7 protein-coding genes and 2 pseudogenes are annotated in these 8,749 nt (G+C 40.3%); 8 read left to right on the top strand and 1 reads right to left on the bottom strand.

Going from position 1 to position 8,749, the window contains the following annotated elements; all coding sequences use genetic code 11:
• Nucleotides 1-343: 343 nt before the first annotated feature.
• The 5 genes and pseudogenes from ACFIMK_RS03545 to ACFIMK_RS03525 all read left to right on the top strand — a co-directional run bounded on the left by ACFIMK_RS03545 (nt 344) and on the right by ACFIMK_RS03525 (nt 4,616).
• Nucleotides 344-868 (top strand): hypothetical protein, encoded by a 525-nt coding sequence (locus tag ACFIMK_RS03545; RefSeq protein WP_375655634.1) that lies wholly within the window; start codon nt 344-346, stop codon nt 866-868.
• Nucleotides 869-952: 84 nt separating this feature from the next.
• Nucleotides 953-1,655 (top strand): annotated as a pseudogene (locus tag ACFIMK_RS03540) (hypothetical protein).
• 359 nt (nt 1,656-2,014) lie between these two features.
• A pseudogene (locus ACFIMK_RS03535) lies at nt 2,015-3,472 on the top strand (replicative DNA helicase).
• Between the two features lie 103 nt (nt 3,473-3,575).
• Nucleotides 3,576-4,016, top strand: a complete 441-nt coding sequence (ssb, locus tag ACFIMK_RS03530) for a single-stranded DNA-binding protein (protein ID WP_375612657.1) — start codon at nt 3,576-3,578, stop codon at nt 4,014-4,016.
• 15 nt (nt 4,017-4,031) lie between these two features.
• Nucleotides 4,032-4,616, top strand: a complete 585-nt coding sequence (locus ACFIMK_RS03525) for a hypothetical protein (RefSeq protein WP_375693519.1) — start codon at nt 4,032-4,034, stop codon at nt 4,614-4,616.
• Between the two features lie 13 nt (nt 4,617-4,629).
• Here ACFIMK_RS03525 and ACFIMK_RS03520 read toward each other — a convergent pair whose 3' ends face one another.
• A complete protein-coding gene (locus ACFIMK_RS03520; protein ID WP_375627825.1) occupies nt 4,630-5,256 on the bottom strand; it encodes a hypothetical protein in 627 nt (208 codons plus the stop codon).
• 202 nt (nt 5,257-5,458) lie between these two features.
• Between ACFIMK_RS03520 and ACFIMK_RS03515 the strand changes: the two genes are divergently transcribed.
• The 3 genes from ACFIMK_RS03515 to ACFIMK_RS03505 all read left to right on the top strand — a co-directional run.
• Entirely contained in the window at nt 5,459-5,794 is a 336-nt protein-coding gene (locus ACFIMK_RS03515; RefSeq protein ID WP_375682840.1) for a hypothetical protein, read from the top strand.
• On the top strand, nt 5,775-7,103 hold the full coding sequence (locus tag ACFIMK_RS03510; RefSeq protein ID WP_375610917.1) for a PBSX family phage terminase large subunit: 1,329 nt from the start codon (nt 5,775-5,777) through the stop codon (nt 7,101-7,103). Before ACFIMK_RS03515 ends, ACFIMK_RS03510 begins: the two co-directional genes overlap by 20 nt.
• Nucleotides 7,088-8,749: portal protein (locus tag ACFIMK_RS03505; RefSeq protein ID WP_375682842.1), on the top strand; the 1,662-nt coding region annotated here is incomplete at its 3' end. The genes ACFIMK_RS03510 and ACFIMK_RS03505, both read left to right, overlap by 16 nt.

Genomic DNA, 8,749 nt, shown 5'->3' with positions numbered 1-8,749 from the left:
TTTAAAATCACTTGGTATTCAATTAGGTAGGTATCAAAATGAAAAAAATTGAAAAAAATAAAAAATACGTATTGACTTTAAAGAAAAGGTCGTTTATTAAGGTTGGCAAGTGCTGAAAACACTTAGCGATAAGCGGATAAACCACGAAAAGGTTTCTCCCATTTCTTAAATACTGACTTTCTTTTATGCTATTGTTGGCATATAACGATTTTGTCGGGTGTGTCACACCATATAATACTCTTATGAGAAAAGTGTGACGACGGACTTATCGCCGTGTTTTCAACGCCCGGCGCCCTTATAGGGTGTCAATTGAAAACCTAATTACGATAAGAAAGAAATTAGCATGAAAGCTACAGTTAAAAATCAAGAAACTTCTCCAAAATATCAACTCACCAATCAAACAATTCTTCGCGAAGGTAAAAAACTTTATCGCATTAAGGCGTTAAGAGATTTTGGTGATGTTAAAGCTGGTCAACTTGGTGGCTATATTGAATCTGAAGAAAATCTTTCCCATGATGGTAATTGCTGGGTTGGTGATCAGGCCATTGTTGTGAGCCCTGGTCGTGTTTACGAAAATGCGCAGGTTTATGGCAATGCAGGTGTTGGTGGTTTTGTATATGGTAATGCTCGCGTCTACGATTCAGCAAAGGTTTTTGCCAATGCCCATGTGTATGATAATGCCCATGTTTTCGATAGTGCAAAAATTGTAAGTAAAGTGCATGTTTATGAAAATGCCAATGCATGTGGCATGGCTATTGTTACTAAGAATATTTGTGGTGACACAATGAATAATGTTTATACAGAACGCCTTTCTCCTTATGGTGAAATTTGCTTTGTTATGTGTCGTCCTCATAGGAAAACAGCTTAAATAACGGCGCGGGCGCGGCGGGGGCGCCTCCTTATAACCATTTCATTTAAAAATTTGTTTGAATATTAGATTAGGGAGCTACCTATGACCACTAAAAATGTATCTAAAAAATATGAGCTTATAAATGAAAGTCACGTTAAAGGGATTACTTTATACCGCATTCGTGCTTTAAAAGACTTTGCTGATGTTAAAGCTGGTGATTTAGGCGGGCTTTATTGAAAAGGAAGATAACCTTTCTCATGATGGCAATTGCTGGGTTTATGATAATGCTTGTGTTGTAAAATCTGGTCGTGTTTATGAAAATGCAAGAGTATATGGCAACGCTGTCATTGGTGGTTTTGTTTATGGCAATGCGCATGTATATGATAAAACCCGCGTGTATTTTGGAGCTCATGTTTATGATAATGCGCATCTTTCTGATAAGGTGTGGGTTTATCAATATGCAAGGGTTTATGGGAATGCAAAATTAACAGGAAGTGCACGCATTTATAGCAAGGCTGAGGTTTATGATCATGCTGTTGTAAGTAGCTCTTCAAAAATTTATGGCAAGGTTTATGGCAATGCTAGCGTGGGTGGGTATGTTAAGGTCTATGGTTCTGTTTATGGGAATGCAAAAGTGACTGGTTATCACACCATTAGAGGTTTGGTACATGGCAATGCAAGATTAAAAAGAAATGATTATTCATATGTTGAGCAAAACATTTACTATGCATATGGAATTCCTGAAGATTGTGAAATTTATGAAAACGATACCGTTGTAAAGATTGTTGAAAATAAAGCAGCGTAAATAAAATAACGGGGCGGGGGGCTGCTTTATAGCAAAAAAGCCGCGCCTTTAAAGGACACGGCTTTTGTTTGCAACTGGAAACTTATACATTTTAAATGTTAAAATATATTACACAAAACGTGTAAAAATGCAAGCCTTAATACATAAAAACCGCATCAAAATGAATTGATACGGCTTTTATTATCAAAACAGCTAGCGATCTAAATAAACGATTAAAATAACCAATCGAAATATAAAGGAACATCTCTTTATTGCACAAAACGTATCAAAAAGCAAGCTGTTAAGTAAAATAAAAATGGGATTCACACTGTAGATTCAGTGATTTATAATTATCATTTATCAAATCAATTTAAATCATAATGAATAAAATGAACGCTGTTAATTTACCTTCTTTTCAAACAGAAGAACAATCTTCTTTTCGTCAACTGCCCCATAATATTGAAGCAGAGAAAGCTTTGCTGGGTGCTATCATTATCAATAATAATGCTCTTGATAGCGTTTCTGATTTTTTAAAAGCAGAGCATTTTTTTGAACCGTTGCATCAAAAGCTTTTTGATATCATTTCACAAATTATTCAAAATGGAAAAGTTGCAGATCCCATTACTATTAAGCCCTTTGTTGAAAATGATGTGAAAATTGGTGACATCACTGTATATAATTACGTGGTGCGTTTAGCTAAAGAAGCTGTAACAATCATTAATACTAAAGATTATGGGAGCGTCATTTATGATCTGTTTATCCGACGCTCTTTAATTAACCTTGGCACTCAAGTTGTGAATAGAGCTTATGATGTTTCTGTAGAACTTACAACATCACAACAAATTGAAACTGTTGAAAATCAGTTGTTTGAATTGGCAGAAAAGGGAAAATACGGGGGTGGGTTTGAAAATTTTGATACAGCCATTGCAAAAGCACTTAACATGGCAAGTGCTGCGAAAAAGCGTTCCTCAAGGCTCTCAGGGATAGCTACCCATATCAAAACACTTGATGAGAAAATGGGAGGGTTACAAGCATCTGATTTGATTATCCTTGCGGGGCGCCCTGGGATGGGGAAGACCTCTCTGGCGACCAATATTGCTTTTAATATTGCCAATGCTTGCAAGCGTCATGATAACAGCCAAGCCAATGAAGGGGGTATTGTTGGTTTCTTCTCACTTGAGATGTCAACTGAACAGCTTGCAACTCGTATTATCTCAGAGCAAGTAAAGGTTTCTGCTTCTGATATGCGTCGTGGTAATATCTCAGAAGAGCAATTTACCAACATCATTTACGCAATGCGTTCTTTACAAACAATCCCTCTTTATATTGATCAAACGGGTGGGGTGTCTATTGCACAATTGTCCGCTCGTGCAAGGCGTCTTAAACGACAACATGGTCTAGATGTCTTGATTATTGATTATATTCAACTCATGACAAGTGGTTCAAAGCGTTCATTAGAAAATCGCGTTCAAGAAATTACAGCTATTACCACCGGATTAAAAGCACTTGCAAAAGAACTCAATATTCCCATCATTGCTCTGTCACAACTTTCGCGTCAAGTTGAAAACCGAACCGATAAACGTCCACAACTCTCCGATTTACGTGAGTCTGGTTCAATTGAGTAAGATGCCGACATTGTGCTGTTTGTTTATCGTGAAGAATACTATCACAAAAATGAAGAACCAAAAGAAGGCACTGCTGAGTATAGCAAGTGGCAAGAGGCAATGGAGCAAGCCAAGGGTAAAGCCGAGGTTATTATAGCAAAACAACGCCATGGTCCGACAGGAATCGTTCCCCTTGCCTTTCAATCCGATTTTACACGCTTTAGTGATTTATAACATAATGTAAAACATTAAATAATTGTTATTAGACAACTGAAAACATTGTAAAAACACATAAAACATGTTATGATCTTTACATCATTTAATGGGACTTACAAACATGCTTAATAAAGTGATTTTAATTGGCTATTTAGGTGCTAATCCAGAAAGCAAAACAATGTCATCTGGCATCGAGGTGGTCAATTTTCGAATGGCAACGTCTGAGAGCTATACAGACAAGGCAACCAATAAAAGAATAGACAAAACCGAATGGCATTCCATTGTGGTGTTTAATCCACACTTGGCAAAAGTAGCTCTCCAGTATCTGAATAAAGGCAGCAAAGTTTATATCGAGGGACGACTACAAACTCGTAAATGGCAAGATAAAAACGGTGTTGATCGCTATGTAACAGAAGTCATATTGCCTCAGTACAAAGGCGAGTTAAAGCTTTTAGATGGCAAAAATGATGATAATCAAGATCAGTCATCTGCTTATGACAGAAGCATTTACAGACCTCTTGATACGCCCCATACCGTTATGAATGACAGTGTTCCTTTTTAAATAAAAGGCGGTGTTATGAAAAAAAATAAAAAAAGGGGACGCCCTAAAATAGCAGGGCAGGTAAGAGAACCAAACGGACGTATATCACGTGCAAAAGCACCGCGTGAAGCCGTTGATAAATTGGCAATAGAGATACGTGCAAAGCGCTTCGGTTTAACGCTACAGGAGGCAAAAAATCCACTTTCTGGTACTTATATAGGGCGACTTTGTTTAAAAGGCGTGCTTACTCAAGAGCAATATGATGCCGCGCAACAATATCTACAAGTAAGAAACGATTACCTTTGTGCAAAGGGCTTGCCTAATGCGNAACAATATCTACAAGTAAGAAACGATTACCTTTGTGCAAAGGGCTTGCCTAATGCGATTTATGACGAAATGCCATCATCATCTGATGATAAGGCAAGAGATAAATGGGTAGAATTTGCAACAGAGCAGTTTATAAACATGCAAGAGGCACTAAAAGAAGCCCAATGCCTCTATAGACAGTATAATCTTCATGCTGCGTTACAGTCCCTCGTTATAGAAGATCAAATGCTACCGCACCTTGTGAATTCATTACGCGTTGCTCTTAATGCTCTTCAGAAACATTTTGATCGTTAAATGACAATCTCTATTACGGTTTCATTATATAGTATATCCATTCTATGGTGTTGCAACGTTTCTTTAGTAATTCAATCGTTTCATAATAACCGTTTCTCACATTATATACTAGATCAGTAATTTGTTCTTCTAAGTCAAATTCAGGGTCCTTCGTAGTTTTAAGAAATTCTTTCGCATAATAAATCATTGGATTTTTGCTGTTATTTGATTCGTTATATGCCCACATAAAATACATTGGCTTCCAAAGATATTTCCTGCGTAAATGATCTATCACATTGGGTAGAGCCATGGGTAGATCCGTATGTGACATCAATATATTATAATCACCCCGCAATAAATTCACATAGCGTCCGCAATAAATAACCCATAGATGACGTTTCAATATAAAATCAGTTTCGGTGTATCCATGTCTGTGTGCATATTCTTTTGCTTCGAGTATCTTTTCAGAATGCGTAGAGCCAATATATGATTCACTCGCGTATTTGTTGTAAAGTTTATTATACTTCTCCATAGTATCTACACTTGTAAACATACGCGTCAATTTGTCTATAAATCCAAATGACGCTGATGCAGGTAGCGCTGATATAAAAAAGAAAGCTATAAATGTTATGATGCGTGTTATGGATAATGATTTCATCATTTTGAACCCTTAATTATTCATAAGCGCTGTTTAACCGATTCACTTTGAAATTATCAATATGTGTTATTTTTATGTTGACAAATTGTAGCAAATCGTATTTAATGACATTGCTGTACTTAGGCGTATTGTGTCTAGAGAGGGAAATGTACAGTTCAAAATCCCCGCAAATGCGGGGTTTTTTATTATCTGGAGGGCGTATTTTATGACATCACAAAATACACAGCAGGCTCCACAACCCATTAAAAAGCGTATACCCCCAAAGGCAGGTCAAGGGCGTGTCAAAGGCGTTCCGAATAAGATGACGCGCATTTTAAAAGAAGCAGTGGTTAAGGCTGCTGAGAATGCTGGGAATAAAATTGGCAAGGATGGTTTGATCTCTTATTTGGAAAAGCAGGCTATGGAATGCCCCGCTGCTTATTTAGCGTTGCTTGGTAAGGTGTTGCCTTTACAGGTAACAGGTGAAGATGGGGGAGCCATTAAGATCATAACGCGTGTAGAAATTGCTCCTTTAACAATGAATGACGACAAGACAGATTAAGATTGTACCAAAACTTATCCCTATTTTTGATGGGGATGCTTTGGTACGAGCGGCGTGGGGTGGACGAGGGTCTGGAAAGACAAGATCATTTGCATTGATGGCGGCTTTAAAAGGCTATCAATTTGGTATGCAGGGGATATCGGGGACCATTCTTTGTGCACGTCAGTTTCAGAATTCTTTGGCAGAAAGTTCATTGGAGGAGATTAAGCGCGCCATTGAAGCGCACGACTTTTTAAAGGACTATTACAAGGTTGGGGAATCTTCGATTAAGTCGATAGATGGTCGCGTAGCCTTTCAGTTTTCTGGTCTGGACCGTAATATTGCGAGCATTAAATCGATGGGGCGCATTTTGCTTTGTTGGGTTGATGAAGCAGAGCCGGTAACAGAGACGGCTTGGCAAACGCTTATACCGACTTTGCGAGAAGAAGGAGAGGGATGGCGGGCAGAATTATGGGTGACATGGAACCCGTTGCGAGAGAATGCCCCCGTTGAGAAGCGGTTTCGCTTTTCAGACAATGAGGCAATCAAGCGTGTTGAGATCAACTGGTCAGACAATCCGAAGTTTCCCAAGATCTTGAATGAAGCGCGGCTTGATGATCTGAGAAACCGTCCAGAGACCTATAAGCATATCTGGGAAGGGGCTTATCTTACAGCGGTTCAAGGCGCTTATTATCAAAAGGAAATGTTGGCAGCCGAGCAGGAGGGGCGGATAGGGCGTGTTGCTCGTGACCCTTTAATGCAAATACGTGCTTTTTGGGATATTGGGGGGACAGGCGCCAAGGCAGATGCCACGGCGATATGGATAGCACAGTTTGTGGGGCGAGAAATTAGAGTGCTTAATTATTACGAAGCACAGGGACAGCCATTATCCGAGCACATAGGCTGGTTACGTCAGAATGGCTATGAGAAGGCATTGATGGTTCTCCCCCATGATGGTGCAACAAGAGACCGTGTACACAATGTGAGTTTTGAGAGTGCTTTAAATGATGCGGGTTTTGAAACGCAAGTCATTCCTAATCAAGGGGCAGGTGCTGTTAAGATGCGAATAGAGGCGGTGCGACGTATTTTACCTTCAGTATGGTTTAACGAAGAGACAACCGTAGCGGGTCGTAAAGCACTGAATTGGTATCATGAGAAATGGGATGAGAAGCGCAATATTGGCTTGGGAGCAGAGCATGATTGGTCCAGTCATGGTGCGGATGCCTTTGGGTTAATGTGTGTGGGGTATGAACAGCCGATGCAAAAACAGAAGAGACCAGCTTATAGCGGTAGAGAAACTTATGAAAGCACGTCATGGATGGCAGAATGATGTATGATGAAGAGCATTTAGAGAAAGAAAGTAACGCATCAGATTTGTCGACAGAAGGTTTGTTTAGCAAGCTTGTGAGCTGGTACAAAGAAGATGTTGAGCATGTGAACAAATGGCGCGAACATGCAAGAGAGGATTTTCGATTTTACAATGGTGATCAGTGGAATGAGGCTGATTTAGCGGCGTTAAAAGAGCAACGCCGCCCCGTTATGACGTTTAACCGTATTGCACCATTGGTTAATGCCGTTGTGGGTTCAGAGCGTAACAATAAACGAGAGGTGCAATTCATTCCCCGTCAAATAGGCAAGGCATTGCCAAGTGAATTGCTTACAGGAGCAGCGGAATGGTTTCGCGACATGGCACATGCTGAATATGCAGATAGTGATGCTTTCCAAGACGCTGTCATCTGCGGCATGGGGTGGACTGATACCCGCCTTGATTATGAAAACAGTCTTGATGGTGAACCGGTTATTACGCGTTTAGATCCTTTAAAAATGGTTTGGGATAGTGCAGCGGTGCAACCGAATTTAACCGATGCACAACGCATGTGGTATGTAGACCGCAAGCCCTTGGAAGTAGCCAAGCAGATGTTTCCAAAAGCCCATTGGAGTGAACTGAGTGCTGATTGGGCGCGTGATGGGGCTGCTTATGAAGGCATTCATCATAATGATCTTGAAGCTTACGATGATGAGAAGGGCATTGATGTTGAAAACGGTCGTCGGATGGTCACACTTGTTGAATGCCGTTGGTTTGAAAGCGAGCGATATTACAAAGCGCCCGATTTAGAAACGGGTGAATTGCGTGATTATAGCGAAGAGGAATTTAAGCAGTTACAGTGCATGATGCCCGATATCCAAGGGGCAGCTTTCAATAAAAAGGTCGTAAAACGTGCTTTTTTAGGGAGAAAATTGCTTGAATCCCCTGATCAACCTTTGGTTCCAGCGGGTCAATTGGGTTGGGAGTGTATAACAGGGTATTTTGATAAGATAGAACGGCAATTTTATGGGGTTGTCCGTCCGACAAAAGATCCACAACGATGGGCGAATAAATATTTTAGTCAAGTAATGCATATCCTTAATAGCCAATCCAAAGGCGGGATAATGGCAGAGCGGGGCGCATTTGAAGATGTGAGAGAAGCTGTAAAGAGTTGGAGCAGAGTAGATAGTATTACGGTTTTAAAAAATGGCGCTTTGGCAGGTGGTAAGATACAGCCCAAACCCGTAGCGCAATTCCCAACCGGTTTTTTCCAACTGTTTAATGAAGCCAAGGAAGCGATTAATCAAGTTACGGGCTTATCGCCTGAGTTTATCGGGACGAGAGAAGTCTCACAAGCAGGGATTTTAGAAGCACAACGGCGTCAATCTAGTCTTAACCTGCTTGCTTGTCTATTTGATGGCTTGCGTTTGTATCGCAAAAGGCAGGGTAAGATTATTTTGCATCTGATACAGAATTACTTGTCTGATGGTCGTTTGGTGAGGATATCGGGTGAGGAGAATGCGCAATATATTCCCTTAACACGTGAAGCGGTGATGAGTGTTGATTACGATATTGTGGTGGATGATGCTCCAACCAGCCCGAATGAGAAAGAGCGCACCTTTGGTATCATCACACAGCTGCTCCCATTGCTTCAAAATGCGATTACGCCG

Source organism: Bartonella sp. AP280QHHD, assembly GCF_042196125.1.
Classification (GTDB): Bacteria; Pseudomonadota; Alphaproteobacteria; order Rhizobiales; family Rhizobiaceae; genus Bartonella.
The sequence above is the reverse complement of the archived record's forward strand: the minus strand, read 5'-3'. Positions and strand labels throughout refer to the sequence as shown.

Bases quoted from the DNA above. Each gene is read 5' to 3' on its own strand.
- ssb (WP_375612657.1), top strand. From the start codon at position 3,576: ATGCTTAATAAAGTGATTTTAATTGGCTATTTAGGTGCTAATCCAGAA.
- ACFIMK_RS03510 (WP_375610917.1), top strand. From the start codon at position 5,775: ATGACGACAAGACAGATTAAGATTGTACCAAAACTTATCCCTATTTTT.
- ACFIMK_RS03520 (WP_375627825.1), bottom strand. From the start codon at position 5,256: ATGATGAAATCATTATCCATAACACGCATCATAACATTTATAGCTTTC.
- ACFIMK_RS03545 (WP_375655634.1), top strand. From the start codon at position 344: ATGAAAGCTACAGTTAAAAATCAAGAAACTTCTCCAAAATATCAACTC.
- ACFIMK_RS03515 (WP_375682840.1), top strand. From the start codon at position 5,459: ATGACATCACAAAATACACAGCAGGCTCCACAACCCATTAAAAAGCGT.